This window comes from Tenacibaculum sp. nBUS_03, from assembly GCF_051201695.1.
Classification (GTDB): domain Bacteria; phylum Bacteroidota; class Bacteroidia; order Flavobacteriales; family Flavobacteriaceae; genus Polaribacter.
In genome coordinates this window covers 1722889-1747032 of sequence record NZ_CP179214.1, presented here as the reverse complement: position 1 = coordinate 1747032, position 24144 = coordinate 1722889, and the positions used below count along the sequence as shown (strand labels likewise).

Annotated in this window: 23 protein-coding genes; 5 read left to right on the top strand and 18 right to left on the bottom strand. The window is 30.1% G+C overall.

Annotated features, from left to right (window positions below; genetic code table 11):
- Positions 1 to 2 precede the first annotated feature (2 nt).
- Both ccoN and ccoS read right to left on the bottom strand, forming a co-directional pair.
- The gene (gene ccoN / locus ACMFBB_RS08190) at positions 3 to 2204 is read right to left on the bottom strand and encodes a cytochrome-c oxidase, cbb3-type subunit I (RefSeq protein WP_435263929.1); all 2202 of its coding nucleotides are present in this window, start codon (positions 2202 to 2204) and stop codon (positions 3 to 5) included.
- A gap of 13 nt (positions 2205 to 2217) precedes the next feature.
- Entirely contained in the window at positions 2218 to 2391 is a 174-nt protein-coding gene (gene ccoS, locus ACMFBB_RS08185; RefSeq protein WP_435263928.1) for a cbb3-type cytochrome oxidase assembly protein CcoS, read from the bottom strand.
- A 418-nt stretch (positions 2392 to 2809) separates the two neighbouring features.
- On the opposite strand from ccoS, the gene ACMFBB_RS08180 reads away from it, so the two are divergent.
- Complete coding sequence (locus tag ACMFBB_RS08180; protein ID WP_435263927.1) at positions 2810 to 3523, top strand: DUF3667 domain-containing protein; 714 nt, start codon at positions 2810 to 2812, stop codon at positions 3521 to 3523.
- 198 nt (positions 3524 to 3721) lie between these two features.
- On the opposite strand, the gene hemN is transcribed toward ACMFBB_RS08180, so the two are convergent.
- The 4 genes from hemN to ACMFBB_RS08160 form a co-directional block, all read right to left on the bottom strand.
- The gene (gene hemN, locus ACMFBB_RS08175) at positions 3722 to 5083 is read right to left on the bottom strand and encodes an oxygen-independent coproporphyrinogen III oxidase (protein ID WP_435263926.1); all 1362 of its coding nucleotides are present in this window, start codon (positions 5081 to 5083) and stop codon (positions 3722 to 3724) included.
- A 40-nt stretch (positions 5084 to 5123) separates the two neighbouring features.
- Positions 5124 to 5822 carry a purine-nucleoside phosphorylase gene (gene deoD, locus ACMFBB_RS08170; RefSeq protein ID WP_435263925.1) on the bottom strand — a complete coding sequence of 233 codons (699 nt, stop codon included), beginning with the start codon at positions 5820 to 5822 and terminating at the stop codon, positions 5124 to 5126.
- A gap of 11 nt (positions 5823 to 5833) precedes the next feature.
- Positions 5834 to 6499: a deoxyribose-phosphate aldolase gene (deoC, locus tag ACMFBB_RS08165; protein WP_435263924.1), complete on the bottom strand. Its 666-nt coding sequence runs from the start codon at positions 6497 to 6499 to the stop codon at positions 5834 to 5836.
- A gap of 260 nt (positions 6500 to 6759) precedes the next feature.
- Positions 6760 to 9153 (bottom strand): heavy metal translocating P-type ATPase, encoded by a 2394-nt coding sequence (locus tag ACMFBB_RS08160; RefSeq protein WP_435263923.1) that lies wholly within the window; start codon positions 9151 to 9153, stop codon positions 6760 to 6762.
- Positions 9154 to 9256: 103 nt separating this feature from the next.
- Between ACMFBB_RS08160 and ACMFBB_RS08155 the strand changes: the two genes are divergently transcribed.
- Positions 9257 to 9943, top strand: a complete 687-nt coding sequence (locus ACMFBB_RS08155; RefSeq protein ID WP_435263922.1) for a Crp/Fnr family transcriptional regulator — start codon at positions 9257 to 9259, stop codon at positions 9941 to 9943.
- A gap of 87 nt (positions 9944 to 10030) precedes the next feature.
- Here ACMFBB_RS08155 and ACMFBB_RS08150 read toward each other — a convergent pair whose 3' ends face one another.
- The 11 genes from ACMFBB_RS08150 to ACMFBB_RS08100 form a co-directional block, all read right to left on the bottom strand.
- Entirely contained in the window at positions 10031 to 10735 is a 705-nt protein-coding gene (locus ACMFBB_RS08150) for a DUF4369 domain-containing protein (RefSeq protein ID WP_435263921.1), read from the bottom strand.
- Between the two features lie 80 nt (positions 10736 to 10815).
- A complete protein-coding gene (locus ACMFBB_RS08145) occupies positions 10816 to 12078 on the bottom strand; it encodes a DUF819 domain-containing protein (RefSeq protein WP_435263920.1) in 1263 nt (420 codons plus the stop codon).
- 39 nt (positions 12079 to 12117) lie between these two features.
- Positions 12118 to 12774 (bottom strand): DUF2490 domain-containing protein, encoded by a 657-nt coding sequence (locus ACMFBB_RS08140; RefSeq protein ID WP_435263919.1) that lies wholly within the window; start codon positions 12772 to 12774, stop codon positions 12118 to 12120.
- 84 nt (positions 12775 to 12858) lie between these two features.
- Positions 12859 to 14766 carry a S9 family peptidase gene (locus ACMFBB_RS08135; RefSeq protein WP_435263918.1) on the bottom strand — a complete coding sequence of 636 codons (1908 nt, stop codon included), beginning with the start codon at positions 14764 to 14766 and terminating at the stop codon, positions 12859 to 12861.
- Positions 14767 to 14836: 70 nt separating this feature from the next.
- On the bottom strand, positions 14837 to 18025 hold the full coding sequence (locus tag ACMFBB_RS08130) for a VPS10 domain-containing protein (RefSeq protein ID WP_435263917.1): 3189 nt from the start codon (positions 18023 to 18025) through the stop codon (positions 14837 to 14839).
- Between the two features lie 219 nt (positions 18026 to 18244).
- Positions 18245 to 18409, bottom strand: a complete 165-nt coding sequence (locus ACMFBB_RS08125) for an Arc family DNA binding domain-containing protein (protein ID WP_435263916.1) — start codon at positions 18407 to 18409, stop codon at positions 18245 to 18247.
- A gap of 1 nt (position 18410) precedes the next feature.
- The gene (locus tag ACMFBB_RS08120) at positions 18411 to 19331 is read right to left on the bottom strand and encodes an alpha/beta hydrolase (RefSeq protein ID WP_435263915.1); all 921 of its coding nucleotides are present in this window, start codon (positions 19329 to 19331) and stop codon (positions 18411 to 18413) included.
- A 12-nt stretch (positions 19332 to 19343) separates the two neighbouring features.
- Positions 19344 to 19832 (bottom strand): hypothetical protein, encoded by a 489-nt coding sequence (locus ACMFBB_RS08115; protein WP_435263914.1) that lies wholly within the window; start codon positions 19830 to 19832, stop codon positions 19344 to 19346.
- 1 nt (position 19833) lies between these two features.
- Complete coding sequence (locus ACMFBB_RS08110; RefSeq protein WP_435263913.1) at positions 19834 to 19992, bottom strand: DUF4177 domain-containing protein; 159 nt, start codon at positions 19990 to 19992, stop codon at positions 19834 to 19836.
- Between the two features lie 82 nt (positions 19993 to 20074).
- A complete protein-coding gene (locus tag ACMFBB_RS08105; protein WP_435263912.1) occupies positions 20075 to 20281 on the bottom strand; it encodes a hypothetical protein in 207 nt (68 codons plus the stop codon).
- Between the two features lie 155 nt (positions 20282 to 20436).
- On the bottom strand, positions 20437 to 21297 hold the full coding sequence (locus ACMFBB_RS08100) for an SPFH domain-containing protein (protein ID WP_435263911.1): 861 nt from the start codon (positions 21295 to 21297) through the stop codon (positions 20437 to 20439).
- A 116-nt stretch (positions 21298 to 21413) separates the two neighbouring features.
- Between ACMFBB_RS08100 and ACMFBB_RS08095 the strand changes: the two genes are divergently transcribed.
- From ACMFBB_RS08095 to ACMFBB_RS08085, 3 genes are all read left to right on the top strand, one after another.
- Positions 21414 to 22196, top strand: a complete 783-nt coding sequence (locus tag ACMFBB_RS08095; protein ID WP_435263910.1) for a S1/P1 nuclease — start codon at positions 21414 to 21416, stop codon at positions 22194 to 22196.
- Between the two features lie 133 nt (positions 22197 to 22329).
- A complete protein-coding gene (locus ACMFBB_RS08090; RefSeq protein WP_435263909.1) occupies positions 22330 to 22839 on the top strand; it encodes a TlpA disulfide reductase family protein in 510 nt (169 codons plus the stop codon).
- A 7-nt stretch (positions 22840 to 22846) separates the two neighbouring features.
- Positions 22847 to 23464, top strand: a complete 618-nt coding sequence (locus ACMFBB_RS08085; RefSeq protein ID WP_435263908.1) for a thioredoxin family protein — start codon at positions 22847 to 22849, stop codon at positions 23462 to 23464.
- A 52-nt stretch (positions 23465 to 23516) separates the two neighbouring features.
- Here the strand turns inward: ACMFBB_RS08085 and ACMFBB_RS08080 are convergent, their stop codons facing one another.
- The gene (locus ACMFBB_RS08080; protein ID WP_435263907.1) at positions 23517 to 24134 is read right to left on the bottom strand and encodes an aspartyl/asparaginyl beta-hydroxylase domain-containing protein; all 618 of its coding nucleotides are present in this window, start codon (positions 24132 to 24134) and stop codon (positions 23517 to 23519) included.
- Positions 24135 to 24144 lie beyond the last annotated feature (10 nt).

Below are 24144 nucleotides of genomic sequence, written 5' to 3'. Positions count from 1 at the left end.
TCCTATTTTTTAGCACTTAATTGCTCTTGAATATCTTTTACTTTAATATCTGTCCCCAATCGTTGTAAATAAGCGATTAAAGCAACAATTTCTCTATCTTTCATTTCAACGAAGTCAATACCGTTTTCCAGAGCGTATTGTTTATCTGCTTCGTAATTTTTTGCAAAATCAGGGTCAGCATGTAAGTTTTCTTGAATCTTTGTTCCCTGTGCATCCATACTTGCTTTTGCATTAGCAATTTCTTCTTTAGTATAAGGAACTCCAAGACTTACCATTGCCTTCATTTTTCTTTGTGTACTAGACTTATCTAGTTTGGTTCTAATTATCCATTTATAACTAGGCATAATAGAACCTGGTGATGTACTTTGTGGATCATACATATGATTTAAGTGCCAACTATCAGAATATTTCCCCCCAATTCTTAACAAATCGGGGCCAGTACGTTTACTTCCCCATAAAAATGGATGATCATATACAAATTCACCTGCTTTGGCATATTCACCATAACGTTCTACTTCACTTCTAAATGGGCGAATCATTTGTGAATGACATCCAACACATCCTTCACGGATATATAAATCTCTACCCTCTAATTCTAAAGGACTGTAAGGTTGTACACTTGTTATGGTTGGAATGTTTGATTTTACTAAAAGGGTTGGTATAATTTGAATAACACCACCAATTAAAATTGCTACTGTAGCATAAATAGTTAGTTTAATAGGTCTTCTTTCTAACCATGTGTGCCATGTTTCATTACCAGTTCTATGTTTAGATACTTTTGTTAACGCAGGTGCTTCGGCTAAATCATCAGTAACAGTGCTTCCAGATTTTACTGTTTTTATAACGTTGTATAACATTACAAATGCCCCAACAATAAACATACTACCACCAATAGCACGCATCCAATACATTGGTATAATTTCGTTGACCGTTTCTAAAAAATTACCATAAGTTAAAGTTCCATCTGGGTTAAATTGTTTCCACATAGAAGCTTGAACAAAACCAGCTACATACATTGGTAGTGCATACATGATTATACCCAAAGTACCAATCCAAAAATGAAAATTAGCTAATCCCGTAGAGTACAATTTTGTTTTAAACATACGAGGTATTAACCAGTATAACATACCAAAGGTTAAAAAACCGTTCCATGCTAATGCCCCAACGTGAACATGTGCAATAATCCAATCACTAAAGTGAGCAATTGCATTTACATTTTTTAATGATAACATTGGCCCCTCAAAAGTTGCCATTCCATAGCCAGTAATAGCTACGACCATGAATTTTAAAACAGGATCTGTACGAACTTTATCCCAGGCTCCACGAAGAGTTAGTAAACCGTTAATCATTCCTCCCCAAGAAGGAGCAATAAGCATTACAGAAAAAGCAACTCCTAAATTTTGAGCCCACTCAGGTAAGGAAGTATACAATAAGTGGTGATGGCCAGCCCATATATAAATAAATATTAATGACCAAAAGTGAACAATTGATAGTCTGTAAGAGTATACAGGTCTGTTAGCAGCTTTAGGAACAAAGTAATACATTAATCCTAAAAAAGGCGTTGTTAAGAAAAATGCAACTGCATTGTGCCCATACCACCATTGAACTAAAGCGTCTTGTACCCCAGCATATACTGAATAACTTTTAAAAAAACCTACAGGGAGTGCTAAGCTGTTAAAAATATGAAGAACAGCTACGGTTACAAAAGTTCCTAGATAAAACCATACAGCCACATAAAGATGACGTTGTCTTCTTTTTATTATGGTCCATATCATGTTTGTACCAAAAGCCACCCATACTAATGCTATAGCAATATCAATAGGCCATTCTAATTCAGCATATTCTTTTGATGATGTATAGCCTAAGGGCAAAGTAATTGCCGCCGCAATAATAATTAACTGCCATCCCCAAAAATTAAAATTACTTAAAAAATCGTTAGCCATTCTTGCTTTTAATAACCTTTGCAAAGAGTAATAAATACCCGCAAAAATGGCATTTCCCACAAAAGCAAAAATTACAGCATTGGTGTGCAATGGTCGTAAACGACCAAAACTTAACCATGAAATTCCGTCAGTAATATTTGGGAATAAAAACATAAAAGCCAAAAGCAAACCAACTGAGAACCCTACAATCCCCCAAAGTAACGTTGCGTAGATGAATTTTTTTACGATTTTATTATCGTAATAAAATTGTTGCATTTCCATAATCTATTTGAATTTAATAACTATTGTTCGTTTTTTCTTCTTTGACTAATTCATCATCAAATAACATACGAACAGAAGGTGTGTACGAATCATCGTATTGTCCTTTTTTTACGGAAACAATAAATGCTATAAAGAAAACAATAGCCACTAAAATACTTAGTGAAAGTAGTAGGTAAATAACGCTCATATCTTGCCTGATAATACTAGGACAAAGTTAGTTTGGAAGGCTTTTTTAAAATATGATATTTGTCATATTTATTAATTTTTTGCTTTTTTTAATAAGAAAAAGAAAAGAAATTTAAGAATTGATTATTTAATCTATATAGTATTACCATTCGTCGATACTTTTAGTCGATTAAACGACTTAGAATAACGAAACAACTAATAAATGACTTAATTTTTGGGTTTTCTATTTACATTTAATGTATCAAAATTATTTTCCCCTAAAGATAAGTTGACTCCCTTAAATTTATCATTAAATAGCTCATTATTAGTTTAATGGGCTTTTTTTAGTTTTAATCATTTTTTATATATTTTTACAAAAGATAAATTTTACTAGGAAGAATAATTTATAAACTAATATTAATATTTTAAGTAAGTTATAAATGAATTGTATTTCATGTAATCATGAACATGATGAGAATTTTTGCCCTAATTGTGGAGAGAAAAAGAATGTTGAAAAAATAACATTTAAATCAATGTTTAACTATGCATTTTTATCAGCAGTTAACATGGATAAGGGTTTTTTGTTTAATGTAAAAATGTTAATTATAAATCCCAAAAAAGTTATTTTAGATTATATTAAAGGAAAGAGAAAAGGAGTATTAAATCCAATATCATTTTTAATTATTTCAGTTTCAATTTATTTAATCGTTGAAGGAGTGTTTAGGGTTCCGAAAACAATAAATGAAGTTGGTTTAAATGAGGTGTTTTTTCGTAAAGTAGGTAACGCTGGAGGTAGGTTTATAAGAGAGTATCTTAAGTTTTTCTGGATATTTTCAATATTTCCTTTAAGTTTTTTTACAAAATTAGTTTTTAGAAAATATAATTATTCTGAACATTTAGCAATCAGTTCATTTGTTGTTGGTGAAGCCACCTTGTTTGGACTGTTAAGTTATATAGTTTTTAAAACTCCGTTATTATTTGATCCAGTAGTATATTTTATTATTGTTATTTTATTGTATAGGTTTTTCATAGGAAAAAACAATAAATTTGAGGTAGGTACATTATCGTTAATTTCTGTTTTTTTATTTTTTTTCACCTTATTTTTATCTACTATTCTCATTGGTTTTGTTAAAGTTAAATATTCATTCATTTAAATAGTTAATGTAGAACGTATATTTAATTTACTGTTGGTCTTTACTTTCAGTTTATTAGTCAGTTGTTGGAGTATATACAGCTAATAATAGTTATACATAGTATAAAATAAGATATCTTTAGTGTATTAAATAAATTGATTCCCCTTTTATATTGTCAAAAAACTCATTAGTTAACTAATGAGTTTTTTTATAGAGTATTTAAATAGTCATTGAAAATAATTTGGTTTCTGGTTTTTTTTCATGTAATTTTTTATCAAAAGCCATACAAATATTTCGAACAAAGGGACGTGCTTTTTCTGGTACAGATAAAGTATTGTTTTTTATGTTAACTAAACCATCGACAATCATTTCATCAAGTTTTTTTATATGTTTTGAAATATTTTTTATGTGTAAAGATTCTTCTTTCCAAGAAGTCTCAAAATGGCACATGATGTTCAATATATGCTGACGAATAATTAAATCTTCTTGAGATAAAAGATGACCTCTAAAAACAGGAATCTCACCACTATTCACTAGTTGTTGATATTCCTTTACTGTTTTTACGTTTTGAGAAAATCCATACCAAGAATCTGAAATAGAAGACATCCCTAAACCTACCATTAATTTAGTTTTGTTTGCGGTATATCCCATAAAATTACGATGTAAAGTGTTTTTTTTACTAGCTTTATATAAAGTATCAGTGGGTAATGCAAAATGATCCATACCAATTTCTGCATATCCCATGTTTGCAAATAACTGTTTACCTATTTCATAAAGTTTTCGTTTTTCTTCGTTTTTTGGAAGGTCTTTTTCATTATATCCCCGTTGGCCCACACCCTTTATCCAAGGAACATGAGCATAACTGTAAAAAGAAATTCGATCTGGTTCTAATTCTTTGGTTTTGGTAATTGTATGAATTGCATTTTCTTTAGTTTGGAAAGGTAAACCAAACACTAAATCATGACTAATAGATGTGTAACCAATTTCGCGAGCTAATTTAGTAGCTTTTTTCACATTTTCAAAAGGTTGAACACGATGAATGGCTTTTTGTACTTTTAAATTATAGTCTTGAACTCCATAACTAACTCTACTAAACCCTAAATCATAAAGTGTTTGTAAGTGCTCTCTAGTTGTGTTATTGGGGTGTCCTTCAAAACTAAATTCATGATTCGGGTGTTTTTTCGCATTTTTAAATATGCCATTAATTAAGCGTCTTAGCGCTTCAGTAGAAAAAAAAGTTGGAGTTCCACCTCCTAAATGAATTTCTTTTATAATGGGGGGGTCATTTATTAAATTAACATAGAGTTGCCATTCTTTTAATACGGTTTCAATGTATGGTTGTTCTACTTCATGACGTTTGGTTATGTGCTTATGACATGCGCAAAAAGTACATAAACTTTCACAGTAGGGGAGATGTATGTATAAACTAATACCTTCAGATTTATTACTTTCAATAAATGATTTTTTAAATGAAGCTATCCATTTTTCTTTTGAAAATGTTTTACTATCCCAATAAGGTACAGTTGGGTAACTGGTATATCTATGACCAGGAATATTATATTTTTGTATTAGTGATGTCATGTTAATATTATATGTTGCTGGTAAATAGAAGAATAAAATTTTATGCTACTTCTAAGGCTATTTCTATCATTTCTTTAAAAGTTTGTTCACGTTCATCAGCTGTAGTTTTTTCTTTAGTAACTAGACTATCAGAAATTGTTAAAATAGATAATGCTTTAACATTATGTTTAGCGGCTACTGTATATATACCAGCGGTTTCCATTTCAACACAAAGTATCCCATAATCAGCCCACTTTTTGTAGTTATCAAATTTATCAGCATAAAATTCATCAGAACTTAATACGTTTCCTGCTTTTAGTGAGACCTTTCTTCTTGTTGCTTCTTGCACTGCTTTTTGAAATAGGTCAAAGTTAGCGGTAGGAGCATAATCAGCACCATTAAAGCGAATTTTGTTTAATCCAGAATTTGTAGAAGCAGCCATTGCGATGACTATATCTCTAATCTTTACATTTTTTTGATAGGAGCCAGCTGATCCAACACGTATTAGATTTTTAACATCATATTCAGTAATTAATTCTGAACAATATATTAAAGTAGAAGGAATTCCCATCCCTGTTCCTTGTACAGATATTTTTTTGTCTTTATAATAACCAGTAAACCCAAACATGCCACGAATGGTATTATAGCAAATTGAGTTTTCAAGAAATGTTTCAGCAATCCATTTGGCTCTCATAGGATCACCAGGTAGCAAAACAGTTTCTGCTATTTCTCCTCTTGTAGCTGCTATATGTATGCTCATAAGAAAGGTCTTTAGTACTGATTTTTATTTGTTTTACCTTCTGTAATCAAAGACACTCCAGCTGAAGTACCTAAACGAGTAACTCCAATATCAATATACATTTTAGCAGTTTCAATATCTCTAATCCCACCAGATGCTTTAATTTCTAATTTGCCCTTAGCTGTATTTTTCATTAAAGAAATATCTTCAAAATTAGCACCTCCAGTTCCGAAACCTGTTGAGGTTTTAATGAAATCGGCTTTAGCATTAATTGCTAATTGGGTTGCAACTTTTATTTGTTCAGGAGTTAAATAACAGTTTTCAAAAATTACTTTTAAGGTGTGCTTTCCTATATTTTGTTTTATTTGACTGATTTCATTTTCTACATATTCATATTCTCCATCTATTAATTTCCCAATATTAATAACCATATCAATTTCTGTAGCACCGTCGGTAATAGCTTTTTTAGCTTCAAATATTTTTACTTCTGTACTCATAGCCCCTAAAGGAAAACCAATGACTGACGCAATTTTGATGGTTGAGTTTTTTAACTCTTGCTTAGCTAATTTTACATAAGCTCCGTTCACGCAAACCGCACAGAAATTATGCTCTTTAGCTTCATTGCATAATTTTAGGATTTCTTGTTTTGTGGCTGTTGCTTTAAGTAATGTATGGTCTATATATTTGTTTATTTGCATTCTTATATATGTTTTATACTTTGTTTATGGTATTTAGTTTTGATAAAAATAATTGAACTATACTTTGTTTGTAGGAGTAAAACTATGAATTATATGAAGGTAATGAAGTTGTATTTCCAGTGTTAAGTTATTTTTTATCAAAATCAATGCATCCTTTTATTATTTTAATAATACTTGCGTAGGTAGTTATAGAGCCTTCTTGAGTATGAGTTTTTTAACATAACTCGTATTTCTAAAGAAAATTCAGTGTTAAACAGTAATTAAATGGCTAATTCCATAATTTTTATTTTTCGTCCTAATATATTTGTAGCAATAGTTGTAAATAATACAATACTTATAGAGCTTACAGGCATTAAAATAGCAGCGATTACAGGTTTTAGTTGCCCAGTTACGGCAAAATAAAGTCCTACTACGTTATAAGATAAAGATAATATAAAGCAATATTTTATAATTTTAATTGCAGTTTTAGAAGCTTTAATATAATTAGCTATTTGATGAAATTTTGAGGCATCTAAAATTGCATCACATGCAGGAGAAAATACATTAATATTTTCAGAAAGGGCAATTCCTACATCACTTTGAGCCAAGGCTCCAGCATCATTTAATCCATCACCAACCATCATTATTTTTTTATTTTGTTGTTGAAGGTTCTTTATATAATTTAATTTATCTTCTGGTCTTTGATTGAATAGTACCATTGTAGTTTTAGGTAAAAGTGTTTTTAAATAACCTTTTTCACCTTCATTATCGCCAGATATTACAGCTAAGTCATAATTGTTTTTTAAAGAATTAAATACAGATTTAACTTCTTTTCGATAAGCATTTTTAAAAATAAATTTACCTTTATATATATCGTTTATGCTAATATGAACTGAAGTGTCTAAATTGGTAATCTCTGATTGATTTTGAACAAAAGAGGAAGATCCTATTTTTAATATTGTTTCTTGATAAGAGGTTTTAATACCTCTTCCTATAAATTCAGAATATTTATCAATTGAAATATTTTTTTCATTCTTTAAAGAAGTATAAAGCATTCTACTTAGTGGATGATTGGATGATCGCAAAGAACTTTTAAATATTGCTTTTTGCTCATTATTTAACGTTATTCCATCATAAGTAATATTATTTTCTTTATTGGTTGTTAAAGTACCTGTTTTATCAAAAACAACGCTGTTAATAGTAGCTAGTTGCTCAATAACTGTTGCATTTTTAAGATAAAATTTTCGCTTTCCAAAAATACGTAATAGATTACCTAAAGTAAAAGGAGCAGCTAATGCAATTGCACAAGGGCAAGCAATTATTAGAACAGCTGTAAACACATTTAAAGCTTTACTTGGGTTATAAAAAAACCAAAATAATGTAGTTAATAAAGCAATAGATAGTACTGCAATAGTGAAGTTTTTTCCAATGCTGTCCGTTAAAGTTTTAAAAGCAGAGTTTTTATCCTTTTGAAATACATCATTACTCCATAATTGAGTTAAGTAACTTTGAGAAACAGAATTTAAAACATCCATTTCTATACTTCCATAAAGTTGTTTTCCTCCAGCAAATATTTTATCTCCCGATTTTTTTGATACAAGATTAGCTTCACCTGAAACAAAACTATAATCTATTTGGGCATTTCCATTGATTAAAATTCCATCTACTGGAATTAACTCTTGGTTTCTTATTAATAATCTATCTCCTTTTTTAATGTTATAAATTTGAGTATTTTCCTCTTTACCTTCTTTGGTTAATTTTGTTACTGCAATAGGAAAATATGATTTATAGTCTCGTTCGAATGAAAGAAAATTATATGTCTTTTGTTGAAAAAATTTTCCAAGTAAAAGAAAAAACACAAGTCCGGTTAAACTGTCGAAAAAACCAGTACCTATATTGAAAATAATTTCTACAGTACTTCTTATAAACAGTACCAATAAGCCTAAAGCAATTGGAACATCAATATTTAGTATTTTAGATCGTATTCCTTTATAAGCAGATATAAAATAATCTTGACTAGCATATAAAATAACAGGTAGTGAAAATATAAACATTAACCATCTAAAAATATTTTTATACTGTTCTAACCAAAATTCAGCTACTTCAAAATACTCAGGAAAAGATAAAAACATTACATTACCATAAGCAAAACCAGCAATTCCAAGTTTATATAATAAACTTCGATTTACTTGCTTTTTACCTATTTCATAATCTTCTAAACTAATATATGGTTCGTATCCTATTGAACTTAATAATAAAACAACTTCTTTTAAGTTTGTGTTAGTTGAATTGTAGGTAATTCTTACAGTTTTTTTAGGGAAATTAACTAGAGATGTAGTAATGTTTTTTTGAAGTTTGTGTAAGTTTTCCAAGATCCATATACATGAGCTACAGTGTATATGAGGGATATACATATTTACAACTTGAATGTTACTATCATTGAACTCTAGTAACTTTTCAACAATATCAATATTAGTTAAAAAGTCATATTTTCCTTTAATCTCTTCAGGTATTGCACCTGGACTATTTTGAAAGTCGTAGTAGCAAGTTAAATTATTATCAGAAAAAATTTCGTAAACAGTTTTACAACCATTACAACAAAATGATTTGTCATTAACCGTAATGTTATTTGTTTCACATTTGTTACCACAATGAAAACACTTTTTACTTTCCATTTTTACTCGTTTGCCTTGAACAAAGGTCTATTATTATACTAGTTTAAAATATGATATTTGTCAGCTTTTTAGTATCTTTGATTAAAGTCAAAAATGGCTGATTATGGGAAAGTGTGAGCAATGTATTGTACGTCAATTTAATTCTTTAAAAGCGCTAACCAAAGATGAGTTAGTTAGAATTTCAGGATGTAAAACTTCAAAAACAGTAAAAAAAGGAGAGGTTTTATTTGAAGAAGGTGAATATATAAATGGTGTTTTTTGTATAAAAAACGGAGTTTGTAAGGTTTCTAAAATGAGTGACAATGGAAGAGATCAGATAGTTCACTTAATTAAAAAAGGAGATTTATTAGGAGAGCGTAGTTTGATTAATAATGAAACTTCAAATCTAAAAGCTATAGCAGTTAATGATATGGAGGTTTGTTTTATTCCTAAAGAAGAAATTATAAAAGATTTAGAGAAAAATCAAAATTTTACTATGTCGATTTTAAAAAACATGGCTTTATCATTAAAAAATGCTGATAATGTTATTGTTGATATGGCACAAAAAACGGTAAAGCAACGTTTAGCCTCAACTTTATTATATTTAGATGAAAGGTTTTTAAAAAATAGTGAAGGAGCTATTGATGTTAATTTTTCAAGAGAAGATATAGCAAATATTATTGGAACTGCAACAGAATCTGCTATACGATTATTATCTGAATTTAAGAAAAAGGAACTAATTAGTTTGAAAGGAAAACATATTACTATTTTAAACTCAAAAGGGTTAAAGGATATTTCTGAAGGATTTTAAAATCAGATATAAGATTAGAAAAGTTTATTAAAACATAAAAAAACCAGTGACTATATAATCACTGGTCTTTTTTTATAAAAAGGTAAATTAGTTTTGTTCTTTAGTTTTTATATCGTTGATAAACTTTTGTAGGCGCTTACCGTATGATGAATTTTTAACTTTGTCAGTTAAACTATTATTTATAGTGTCTAGTAATTTAATGTTAGCATCAAACAATTGAGTTAATGCTATGTATGGAGCAGCTTCACTATCAGGATTTGCAATTGCAAAATTAGTAGTAAATAAAAATCTACGTCGAACCATTTTCTTATAGTCAACTTCAAGTTTTTTAATTAAATCTTCATCTTGTGCTTGTTTCGCTTCAAAATCTTGTTTAATAAAATCTAAACGTTGCTCAGTAAATCGTTTGTCAACTTTATTATAATTATCTAATACTTCTTGGTTTTTTGAACCTTTTATTTCAGGTTTAAACCCAAATTCCTCAACGTTATCGTTAATTGTAATTTCGCCTTTTTCTCCAAAAAACAATAAACGTTTATCATTTGTGTTTCCATTAAAAGTAAGGTAATACATTACTGGTGACTCTACATTATCTGTTAAAATAAAAGTGTCATTACCTAACAAAGCAACAGAGTCAACGGAAACTAATACAGTATCTTTCATTTTTTGAAGATATAAAGTACCTTTTTTAAGACCTTTAATTTGCCCTTTAACAATCATGTTTCCTTGTTTTTTTGAAGAACAAGCAATCATTAATGTAGCTATAATAAATGTAAGTATTGTTTTTTTCATTGTATAAAATTGTAAGTGTGCTTTTACCTTTAAAAGCATAAAATTTATTAACCTTAAGAATGCAAATATGAGGAAATCTACTAAGTTTTCGAGGCTATTTCCATTAAAATTGTACACAGCATAGCTCCATAAGTTCCGACAACATATCCAAAAACAGCAAGTAAAACCCCAACGGTTGCTAATGAAGGATGAAAAGCGGCAGCTACCACAGGAGCACTGGCTGCTGCACCAACGTTAGCCTGACTACCTACAGCTAAGAAAAAATAAGGCGCTTTTATTAATTTCGCTACTAAAATTAGTAGCCCTGCATGGATAGACATCCAAACGACACCTACAACAAGTAACCCCGGGTTATCAAGAATACTCGTTAAATCCATTTTCATACCTATGGTAGCCACTAAAATATAAATAAATATGCTTCCTATTTTACTAGCACCAGCTCCTTCATAGTTTTTAGCTTTAGTAAACGATAACAAAATACCAATGATAGTAGCAATTGTTACCATCCAAAAGAATTTGGAAGAAAAAGAAGACAAAGAGGAGGTTTTGTCAGCTACTGATTCAAAGTTACTGACTAGATAACTAGATATATTATCTGCACCATAATGAGCAAGGCCAACTGCACCAAATGCTAAAGCTAAAATAATAACAAAATCAGTTAAAGAAGGTATTCTAGTTATGTTTGATGTAAATGAAGAAACTTTATTTTTTAATTCTTCGATAGCTGTTGTGTCAGCCTTTAACCAGTTATTTATTTTGTTATTTTTACCTATTCCAATTAATAAAATAGCCATCCAAATGTTCCCAACAACAATATCAACTAGTACCATTTTTCCATAGCTAGCTTGATTATATTGATATATTTCTAGCATTGCAGCTTGATTTGCTCCACCACCTATCCAGCTTCCCGCTAAGGTAGAAAGACCTCTCCAAACAGCATCAAAACCAACACCACCAACGGTTTCTGGTGAAAAAATAGAAACTAACAAAATTGCTATTGGACCACCTATTATAATACCTATGGTTCCCGTAAAAAACATGATTAAAGCTTTAGGGCCTAAGTTAAAGATGGCTTTTAAATCGATACTTAGGGTCATTAAAACTAATGAAGCTGGAAGTAAATACCTACTAGCAATAAAATAGGTTTGTGTTTTGTCAGCAGAAATCCATCCCATAGAATTAAAAATTGAAGGAATTAGATAACACATTAAAACGCCAGGCACTATTTTATAAAATTTAGACCAAAATCCTGATTCTTTAGATTCAGTATAAAAGACAAATCCTAATGAAACCATTAGAATTCCGAAAACAATTGCATCATTGGTGAAAAGAGGTGCTTCCATAAATAGTAGTTAGTTTTGGCTAAGGTATATAAAATATGTTTATTTCTTTTTCTGATGATTAGTATTAATGATAACACCTAATTGAATTCTATCAAGGTTTGTTTCATTAACCATAATATTCATATATCCAGCTTTTAGTTTTACTGAATTAGATAATTTATAAGAAAAACCTGCTCCTAACCAGTTTTGGTTATATGCTTGCCCATCAAAGTCAAAGAAAATTTCATTGAACATATATGTTGACCATTTTTTTGATATAGGGTAACTTAGTCCTAACTGATAACGAACGAAATGACCTGTAATTGAATTGAAAAAACGTTGTTCAAATCTCAATCGGTGGGCAAAACCTAGTTTAGAAATTTTATGTTTTATATTAAAGTCTTCATAAATTCTGTGCTCATTAAATGAGCCACCATCAATACCATATGTATTGTCTGTGTTTAAATAAGAATGGCCAATTGTTACGTCTAAGTTTTTGTTGATTTTATAATTAACCCCCAAACGACTAATAAATTGTTGCATGTCATCTCCAATTTCAAAGAAACGAAAATGAGCCATTGTTTTTAAACTGAATTTTTCAGATAGTTTATGAGATCCATTATACATGTACCAAGCTCCTAGTTCTTTTTCTGGATTTTTTTGAGAAAAACTGTTAACAGAAAAAAGAATAAGAAATATCAAAGTTATTTTTTTCATAAAGGCTAAAATTTAAAAGAACAAAAGTAAAAAATCCTTTGTAAAAATTACAAAGGATTTTTATTGCTGAAAAGCTATAATGTTTTAGAGTTCATCTTTTTCTAGAGGTTCTTCTTTTTTTAGATATTTATCTAAGAATTGCAAAATTCTTTTATTTGATTCTATCTGGTTTTCTTTTTTTACAAATCCATGACCTTCATCTTCGAAAAGAACGTATTCTACAGGAACTCCGTTCTTTTTAACTCCGGCAACAATTTCATCAGATTCTACTTGTAAAACTCTTGGATCCTTAGCTCCTTGTAATACCATTAAAGGTTTAGTTACTTTATTTGTATGAAATAAAGGAGAGATTTTTTTTAATCGAATAGAGTCTGCTGTATGAGGATTTCCTATCTCTTTATATAAAGCTTCTCTAAATGATTCCCACCAAGAAGGAATACTCTTTAAAGTACGCATCCAATTCGTAACTCCAAAAATATTTACACCAACAGAAAATTCTTCAGGAGCATATGTTAAGGCTGCCATGGTCATATAGCCACCATAAGACCCCCCTATAATTCCAATTTTATCACCATCAATCTCTGGTTGTTTTGCCAACCAGTTTTTTCCTTCTATACAATCTTGTAAATCTTTTTCCCCATGATTTTTATCATCCATGGTAAAAAAGGTTTTTCCGTAACCACTACTACCTCGGTTGTTTACCGCTAAAACAGCATATCCGTGATTTACCAAATATTGAATTTTAGAACTAAATCCTTGACGAGATTGCCCTCCAGGTCCTCCGTGAACCCACACTAATGCTGGTACTTGATGCTCTTTTGAGGCTTGGTGTGGTAAGTAATAAATAGCAGGTATAGTAACGCCATCGAAGGAAGGATAACGGATTACTTTTGCATTTACTAAATGACTTGGATCTATTTCTTTATTTAAAACATCAGTTAGTTTTTTCTGCTCTTTAGTAACTAAGTTATATACATATAAGTTTGAAGGAGAATTAGAATCACCAGCATAAAAACGCATCATTTTTTCGTCTTTAGATACTCCAACACTAGTAATACTTTTTCCATCTATCTTCGGTAATTCAATATTTTTACCAGTGGCTACATCAAAAATTTCAATTACATTTTTTGCATCTTCATTTATATACGTAATTCTGTATTTTCCACTATTTGTAAAGTAACTACCGCTTATGTCCCAATCTTTCTGTAATACTTTTTCACTTTTTCCAGTTGAAATATTATATTTCATTAAGCTTGCAAATTCTCCATCAGCATCTGTAGTGTAATAAAAATCATTATCATCTAAAGAAAAATCTTCCGCAGAGTTTTTACTTAAGGTAGCATTTATTTTTGTTGCTTTTTTAGCTGTTCTATCAAATAAAAATAAATCACTATCATTTGTATTTACAGTTTTGCTTAATGCCAATAGGTTTTTGTTGTTAGAAATTGCTGCAACATTATACCCTTCTTTATTTTCGTAAATCATTTTAGATTTTAAAGTTTCAACATCCATTTCGTATACATCCATGAATCGCTCATCTCTTCTATTAGAGGCGAAAAAGAAACTATTTTCATCTTTAGACCAACCATAAAAAGAAGCTCGTGTACCTTTATTGGGTGTTAAATCCTTAATGCTACCATCTAAATCTCTCATGAATATATGATAAATTTCATCTCCATTATTATCCATTCTAAATAGCATTCTATTATCTTTTGGGAAATAAGAAGTGGCAAATACAGATGAACTATCAGATTTAGTTATTGGCTCAAAAGTACCGTCAGCTGTAGAAACAGTATACATATTATAAATTCCAGAACGATTACTTGTTACAAGTAACTTTGAATTGTCTGGAGAAAAGCTACCGCCTGCTACACTCTCATTATCCATCATTTGGGTAATAGAATATTTTTTTAAACTTTTATTGGTCTTTTTTTCAGTTTTACAGGCTATAACCGATAGGCTAATTGCTACAATAAGAAATATTTTTTTCATTTTTTTTAACATTTTAGTTAGTTGGTAATTAGACTTTTAAAGACTGATGTTGTTACATGTTTTGATGAAATTATTCTAAAGAAAATTTTTTAACTTCTTTAAATGGAGAAATTGTAATTTTTTCAACTATGTTTTTATAATTTTTCCAATCATTAGTAAAGAAATCATTTGTTTGTTTCAAAGCTTTTGTAAGTGCACTTTTAAAATTTGTAATCAGTTGTTGCTCTGTATTAGTTTGCTCTCCAAATCTACTATTAACATACCATCTTGCAGTTCCTAATTGTTGATTAACTGTAGTTTCAGTATTTCTGGTTATACCTTGTCGCTTGTCAACTTTACCTAGATATAGAGTGATTAAAGTATCAATTTTCTTAACAATGTTTTTTGATTTATTGATAGTTTCCTTATATACCTTTTTATCTTTTTTAGATAACTTTGATTTATAATCATTTGCTATTTTTTTACTTTCTATCAGTTGTTTTAATGCATCAGCCATAGTTTTTTGGTCTTTTTCTAAAGCTTTAGCATTATTATACCTTTGATTGATTGCTGAGGTAGATATTGATAATCTTGGGTCAAATTTTACGGTTATGTTCTTTTCTGAAGTATCATTACCAAAACTAGCTATTATACGATAAACGCCTGGTTTAACTCTAACACCAGAAGGTTCTCTTTTTGATTTAGATATTTTTCTTGAGGGACGACTAACACCTTTTTCATTCATATACCAAGTAAGTTTATATAGTCCACTTTCTTTAGGTGCTTTTCTTTTAAGAGTTCTAATCAACCTATTTCCTTGATAAAAATTAAACTTGACAGAATCATTTTTTATTTGAGATTTTTTGCCACCTTTTTTCTTAATCTCTGAGCTTTTATTTTTTTCTTCTTTTGGTTTGTTTATATAATACGAAATAATAGCTCCACTTCCTCGGTTTTTTCCATTAAACAAAGCATCTCCCCCAAATCTACTCCCTGTTGGTTGTTGATATGCAACTTGATAAGCAGTAGGAGGAGTGAATAACGTAATTTTATTACTTAATACTTGATTGTTTTGAGCTATTTTTCTGAGTGGACGAATATCATCTAAGACCCAAGCAGCTCTTCCAAAAGTTCCAATAACTAAATCATGCTCTCTTGGGTGGATAACCAAATCTTTAACTGGTACAGTAGGAAATCCATTAGTCCATTTCAGCCATTTTTTTCCAGCATTTATTGATATGTACAATCCATCATCGGTACCTAAGAATAATAAGTTAGGATTTAAAATATCTTCAATAATGCATAATGCATAGCTTTTAACATCGTTTTCATTTACTATGCGTTCCCATGTTTTACCATAGTTTTTAGTACGATATGCATAAGGTTTGTAATTAAACCTTCGATAATCATTAGCAACTAACAAAGCTTCTCCTTTGTTTTTATTAGAGGCTTTAATTTGAGTTATCCAGCTATTTGCTGGTAATCCTTTGATATTTGTTGAAACGTTTGTCCAGTTTTTACCTCCATTACGAGTAATTTGTACTTGTCCATCATCAGTGGCAGCCCACAACATATCCTTTTCTATAGGAGAAGGTTCTACAACTAAAATAGTGCAATGATTTTCAGCACCAGTAGCATCCATTGTTAAACCACCACTTTCAGACTGTTTTAGTTTGTTTTTGTCATTAGTAGTTAAATCTGGAGAAATAATTTCCCAAGTGAGCCCTTTGTCTTCTGATTTATGTACAAATTGACTACCGAAATAAATAGTAGAATTGTTAAAAGGATCAATGTTAATTGCAGAATTCCAGTTAAAACGAAGTTTAACATTAGGATTAGGGTGTGTAGGTCTGACGGTATAATTATTACCCGTTAAATAGTCATATCTTGATACAAACCCTTGTTGACTCATAGTCCATCCATAACGAGAATCATCACGATCAGGAACCACATCAAAGCCATCACCAAAGCTTATTTCTTGCCAGTATGAATTTCGTATTCCTTGAGATTTCCAAACATAAGCAGGGCCTCTCCAAGAACCATTATCTTGCATACCTCCATATACATTGTAGGGAAATTCATTATCAACATTTATATGATAAAATTGAGCAACAGGAAGATTTCCTATAAAGCGCCATGATTTACCACCATCATGGGTTATATTTAAACCACCATCATTACCATCAATCATAAAAGAACCATCTTTTGGATGTATCCACCACGCATGGTGATCAGGGTGCACTCCATTAGATACTCCATAGGCTGGCATTAATTGTTTGAAGTTTTTACCACCATCTTCAGAAACATTTATATATGTAAAAACTGTATATAGTTTATTTTCATTTTGAGGATCAACATAAATTTCTGAATAATAGAATGGACGGTTTCCTATACCGCGTTTGTCGTTAATTTTTTTCCATTTAAAACCACCATCTATACTTTTGTAAAGTGCGTTTTTCTTAGCCTCAACAAGTGCATAAATAACATCAGGATTAGAGCGAGATATTGCAATTCCAATTCTTCCTAGTTCACCTTTAGGGAGACCTTCTTTATCTGTGATTTTTTTCCAATTTTCTCCCCCATCATGAGTAATATAAATTCCGCTTCCTTTTCCTCCAGATTTAAAAAACCAAGGGTCACGTTTATGTTCCCACATAGAAGCGATTAATTTATTAGGGTTTGAGGGGTCCATTACTAAATCAGCCGCACCCGTTTTAATGTTGTTAAATAAAATTTGCTTCCAAGTCTTTCCACCATCAATTGTTTTATATACGCCTCGTTCTTTATGTTCTCCCCAAGGTGAGCCAATTGCTCCCACATAAACGATGTTAGGATTTGCTGGGTCAATAATGATTCTATGAATGTGGCGTGTTTTTTCCAACCCCATAGATTTCCATGTTTTTCCGGCATCTAATGATTTGAAAATACCATAGCCACCATTTAAACTATTTCTTGGGTTTCCCTCTCCAGTTCCAGCCCAAATAACACTGGGATTAGACTGTTGAACTGCTAATGCTCCTATTGAAGCAGTTGCTTGTTTTTCAAAAATAGGTTTCCATTTAATTCCGGCTGAAGTAGATTTCCAAACTCCACCTGATGCGGTACCAACATACATGATGTCAGTGTTATTTTGCACTACATCAATGGCAGTTACACGACCGCTCATCCCACCGGGGCCAATATTTCTTGGTTTCATGTTTTTAACCAAGTCCATAGAAAACTCTTGCGCAAAAAGTATAGAACTGATGGATATAAATAGTATTGAAAGTATTTTTTTCATTAGTTAAGTTTAATTAGTGTGTTGAGAGGTAAAGATATTAATTAAACTTCTTAAAAAAATGTTAAGCTCTTTTTTGAAAAGTATTTAAAAGGAGGGGATTAAGCTTAGCAAGGTTTGTTTTTTACTTACGCAAAAGATGTGAATAATGACGTGAAAAATAGTATTGTAAAATGAAGTATTTGACTAAAGTAATTAAGTCAGTAAAAAAGAAGGGTTTCTTTATTTTTCTTTGTTCTTTGGCTCTCGTTTAGCTTCTTTTAAAACTTGCATAAGCATCCATTCAATCTGTCCATTGGTAGATCGAAATTCTTCAGCTGCCCACTTTTCAACCGCTTTTAGCATATCTTCATTTATGCGCAGTGCAAATGCCTTCTTTTTTGCCATGCTATTTATTTATAAAATTTAAAATAGATACTATTAATTCGTCTGAGATCATATATTCAGAAGAGTAATATGACTTCAAATTATCAGAATCTTTTTCTAGTTCTATTAAAATATGATTCATTTTATCAATAATATTTAAAGTTGTTATTGAATTAGATTTGTGTAGAAGCTTAGCATCTTCAACTTGTACTTGTAAATCTTTATTTCCATTAATAATTAAAGTAGGGATTGTTAATTTTTTAATTTCCTTTATTGGATTATATGAAATCCAACTTGAAATAAAAGGTAAATTTTGTTCTGCAAAAATAGAAATTAATAAAGGATTTACTTGTTTAATATTTCCTGTATTCAATAATTCTTCAAAATGACTTTTTGTAATATCACCCAATTGTTTATTTTGTTTATTAACTTGTTGGATAATAGTTTTATCTATGGTATTCGCACTGCCAGCTATAGAAATGTATTTGTCTACGTTCTTTGATGCTAACATTCCAATTAGTGATCCCTGACTATGCCCAATTAAGATAATTTCTGAAAACCTTTGATCATTTTTAAAATAATCAATTACTTTTTCAACATCGTTCACTAAATCTTCAAAAACTATTTTTTTAAAAAATTTATAGTTTTTAGGGTTTGAAGTTCTTTTATCATAACTAAAGAACGCGATGTCATTTACGGTAATTGCTTCTCTAAATTTTTGAATGTAGTTTGCTTTTATAATTTTTCCTTGGTTTCCATTTCTGTCTACATTTCCAGAGCCATGAACCCAAATAATTAATGGTGTTTTTTTAGATAAATAGGTTAAAGTACCAGGTAACTCAATAGAGTCATTCTTTATTAGAATATTTTTTGATTTTACTTGAGAAAAAGTAAAGACAGTCGTAATTAGGTATGTTGTAATGTAAAAGATAATGCGTATCATAATTTTTTTATTTTATTTTCGTAAGTTCCGTAAAACAAGTGCTACATCGTCTTTTTTTTGAGTTCCTATTAATAACTTTTTACCGTTTCTTAACTCTAATTGTATGCCTTTATCCCCTTTAATATTAACAGCTACTCCTTTTTTGGAAAAGGTATATCTAATCCCCCAACCACCATACTCATATATTGGATTATATTGCCTAACATGAATATTTTTAATTTCGTTCCATTTTTTTGTTTTAAATTTTAAATGAAAAGGGAATAGTTGATAATGAATACCATACTCATCTATTTTAGTTTTTAGTACGCACTTGTAAATTAAAACATGAACGAATAGTATAGCAGTTAATGAAATTAAAGAAGAGCTATTTGCAGTTAAGCTTTTATCCAATGAATTCATCCATCCTGTAACTATAGAGTATATAGGAATGATTGATCCTAAAACTAAAAGGATATGTAGCCATGTTTGAGTAAATCGTTGCTCTTCTTTAAAGACTTTCATTTTACCTGTTTTTATTTCGTTCTAAAATAATTCTTACTGAGTTTTCAGCAACATGCTTTAAAACCCAGCCTTCTCTGGCGTATTGATTTAAAGTGTCCTCTAGTTTTTGATTATTACCAGAAAAACCCATTTTCCAATTAACTACTTTATATTCTTTCATTTTATCTATTTTTATCTTTTTCTAAAAGAGCTTCTATACTCTCTGCGTTATTTAAAGGGTTAATATTAACAACTGTCCATCCTTATTTAGCATAATTATTTAATTCTTCTTCAAATTTTTGCCTTCCATTGCTCCAGCTAAATTTTCTGTTTATAATTTTGCGTTTTTTAATCTTACCTGTTTTACACTTTTTTTTATTAGCTAAAGATAAATTAGTACCAATGGTTGTTCCCATTCCAGCCACTAATGATATAACAATAGCTAAATAAAGGACTTGCTTTTTATTCATTGATTAAAGTGTTTTTAGAACTGTTTTTTTATTTGTTGTTGGTTTATTACTGCTCTTAAAACTAATCCAACTCCAGTCTCATTAGGTAATGCTAATCCGGTAGTAGAAAAATAACACCTATTCCATTACTCAAAATCATTTTCGTTCTTCATTTTTTAATGATTTAGTGTACCAGTATTTAAAACAGGAGAAGCTTCTTTATCACCACACAAAATAACCATTAAGTTGCTTACCATTGCTGCTTTACGCTCTTCGTCTAATTCAACAATTTGCTTTTTGTTTAATTCCTCTAAGGCCATTTCTACCATGCTTACAGCTCCTTCAACAATTTTATGTCTTGCTGCAACAATAGCTGTTGCTTGTTGGCGTTTCAACATTGCACTTGCAATTTCTTGTGCATAAGCTAAATATCCGATTCTAGCTTCAAGTACCTCAATTCCTGCAATAGATAAACGTTCGTCTATTTCTTTTTCTAAAGCGTCACTTACTTCGTTTACACTAGAACGTAATGTAATGTCTTCATCATGACCTTCATCAGCAAAGTTATCGTAAGGGTACATGCTTGCTAGTTTTCTAACAGCAGCATCCGTTTGTACACGGACAAAATTCTCATAGTTGTCTACATCAAAAGCAGCTTTATAGGTTTCAGTAACTCTCCACACTAAAATAGTACTAATCATTACAGGGTTTCCTAGTTTATCGTTAACTTTTAAACGTTCACTATCAAAATTACTTGCTCTTAAAGAAATAGTTTTCTTTTTATAAAGTGGATTTGCCCAATACAATCCATTCTGTTTAACCGTACCAACATATTTACCAAAAAGTAAAATTACTTTCGATGAATTAGGGTTTACTAAAATAAAACCGAATGATAAAATAAAACCTACTAGCGTTGAAATTAAATAAATAGGGGTTTCATCTTTAATAGACATGATTATTCCACTGATAAAAAGTGTTAGTACAATGAAAAATAATAGATAACCATTTGCTGGTTTAATAATTTTTTCTGATTTCATATTTCTGTTTGATTTAATTTGATATCATTTTGATATCGTAAAGATATGGATTTTTTTTTTGTAAATCCAAAAAACTATGCGTACTATTTTTTAACTTCGCAAAAAATGTATTTAAAATGACTAAACGTTTCTTATTACTATTATTCAGTTTTTTAATGTCTTTTTCGGCGTTTTCTAATGATGACATATGGGGACCAACGGGGCATAGGGCTACTGGTAAAATTGCTGAAAATCATCTAACCAATAGAGCAAAAAGGAAGATAGATAAATTATTAGAGGGTGAAAGTTTAGCTTTTGTATCAACCTATGCTGATGAAATAAAGTCTGATAGAAAATACAGTGAATATTACTCTTGGCATTACATAAATATGCCTTTAGAAGGAAAATATGAAACTTCTGAGAAAAATACGAAAGGAGATTTAATTACTGGGATTAATCGTTGTGTGGAGGTTTTAAAAGATGAAAATAGTTCAGTAAAAGATAAGCGTTTCCATTTAAAAATGTTAGTGCACTTGATGGGAGATTTACACCAACCTATGCATATAGGTCAAAAAGAAGATAAAGGAGGAAATACTATTCAGGTTCAATGGCATGGGAGAGGATCAAACTTACACAGGGTTTGGGATGAAAGCATACTTAGTAAATGGAATATGAGTTATGTTGAATTAGCTGGTAATGCAAAAAAATTGTCTAAACAACAAATAAAGGTAATTCAAAAAGGTACTGTTGTAGATTGGATGTATGATACTCATAAGTTAACAAAAAAAGTGTATGCTTCTGCTAAAGTAGGAGAGAATCTACGTTATAGATATTCGTATGTTTATTTTCCTGTTGTAAGAGAACAATTGCAAAAAGGAGGTGTACGCTTAGCAAAACTATTAAATGATATTTTTTCTTAAAAAATAAATCAACTAGTATAATTAAGCTCGGATAAATTAATTTTTCCGAGCTTTTTTCTTGTTAATATTAAGTTAATTAATAGATATTCCACAAGGAATTATTTAATTTAGAATCTTATATAAATTTTTATTGATGTATAGAGTTTGTTTTTTGTTACTTTTCATTCTAACAAGTATTTCGTGTAAAATAAGTAATGAAGAAAAAATAGCAAAAGAAGCACTAATTGAGATATCTACCTTAAATTATCAACAGTTAAAGCCACTTTTACATAAGAATGATGATAAAGTTTATGTAATAAATTTTTGGGCTACTTGGTGTGTACCTTGCGTAAAAGAATTACCAGCTTTCGAAAAATTATATGATAATTATAATGATAAAAATGTAGAGGTTATTTTGGTAAGTTTAGACTTTTCCAAACAAATAGAAAGTAATTTAATTCCATTTATAAAAGAAAAAAAATTAAAGTCTAAAATAGTTCACTTTGAAGATAAGAATGAACAATTTTGGATTAAAGATATTGCAGAAGATTGGTCAGGTTCTATACCAGCTACTTTAATCTATAATGCAAAGAAAAGGAAGTTCTATGAAAAATCGTTTGACTATGAAGAGTTACAAGTTGAATTACAAACTTTTTTTAAATAATATAATTATGAAAACTTTTAAAACAATACTAGTGTTAACTGTTGCAGCTGTAGTTTCTGCATTTACAATTAATGATTACGGAGGTTATAAAGTAGGAGATGTAGCTTCTGATTTTAAATTGAAAAATGTTGATGATACCATGGTTTCTTTGTCAAGTTTTAAAAAAGCTAAAGGTTTTATAGTAGTTTTTACTTGTAATAAGTGTCCCTATTCTGTTGCAAACGAAGATCGACTTATAGCTCTAGATAAAAAATATAAAGAGAAAGGATATCCTGTAATAGCAATAAATCCGAATGACCCTGAAGTTTCTTCTGGAGATGATTTTGATTCTATGAAAGTTAGAGCTAAACAAAAAGGATTTACGTTTCCTTATTTATTTGATGAGGGACAAAAAGTATATCCAATGTATGGAGCAACTAAAACGCCTCATGTTTATATCTTAAGTAAAAATAAAAGTAAACTAATTGTTGAGTATATTGGAGCTATTGATGACAGTTCACGAAGTGAAAGTAATGTTTCTGAGCGTTTTGTAGAAAATGCAGTTGATGCTTTGTTAAGAGGAGAAAAACCATTAAAAACTGATACACGTGCCATTGGGTGTTCTATTAAATATAAAAAGGTTTAATACCTTGTTTATAACATGAAAAAACAAAACCCCGAATATTTAGTTCGGGGTTTTATGTTAGTTTACTTTTTTCTATGAGATCTCTTAACCAGTTGTTAGGAATCATATCAATAGTTAAATTTACACGTTCTGTTTTTCCATAGTTAGTAATTTTATGAGGATCATTTAGTTTTAAATACCAACATTCCCCTGGTTGCATTCCAACAGGAGTGTTGTTTAGGTAAAAGGTAACATTATCATTTACAAGAATAGGAACTGTAAGCCGTACAACAGATTTTTCTATTTCAAGTGCTAATGTTGGGTCATTATGTTCTTTGACAACAGCACCTGGAGCTAGGCGAAGCAACCTAACTAGTGTTACTTTTGTATGTTTTTTAAAAGTGTTCACAATACTAGTTAAATAAGGTGATTCTTTTAGCTCAGTAGTATCAAGCCAATCTGTCCAAGAGCCATCTGCATAATCATCGGCAGGAGGAGGGAAGGGTAATGATTTATCTACGGTATGTGCTGGAGCTCTTAAAGGAATTGTGTCATAGTATTCATACTTAGTTAAATGTTGCAGTTTTAAATCCTCAAATTCTTTAAGCATTTTTGTGCTATTAAACTTAAAAGGGAGTAAAACACGATCATTATGCGTTTTTGATGTAGAAGTATCAATTGTATTTACCATGATTTTTTAT